This window comes from Actinomycetospora sp. C-140 (genome assembly GCF_054796175.1).
Genome location: NZ_JBTWNF010000053.1, coordinates 1 through 272, shown reverse-complemented (window position 1 = coordinate 272; position 272 = coordinate 1). Strand labels below are relative to the sequence as shown.

Below are 272 nucleotides of genomic sequence, written 5' to 3'. Positions count from 1 at the left end.
AGGCGGTCGCAGACGTCGAGGTTGGCGACGTTGTGGGTGACCACGACGACGGTGCGGCCGTCGTCGGCGAGGCCGCGCAGGGTGCGCATGACGCTCTTGTCGAGGCCGGGGTCGAGGCCTGAGGTGGGTTCGTCGAGGAAGAGCAGGGAGGGTCGGGTGAGCAGTTCGAGGGCGACGCTGGTGCGTTTGCGTTGCCCACCGGACAGGGAGTCGATGCGTTGGTCGGCCTGGCCGGTGAGGCCGAGCTCGCCGATCACCTCGTCGATCCGGCG

1 protein-coding gene is annotated in these 272 nt (G+C 69.9%); it reads right to left on the bottom strand.

Features of this window, described 5'->3' with window-relative positions:
* Positions 1 to 272, bottom strand: a 272-nt coding sequence (locus ACR9E3_RS32495; RefSeq protein ID WP_460385212.1) for an ATP-binding cassette domain-containing protein, incomplete at both ends; no start/stop codon positions are given.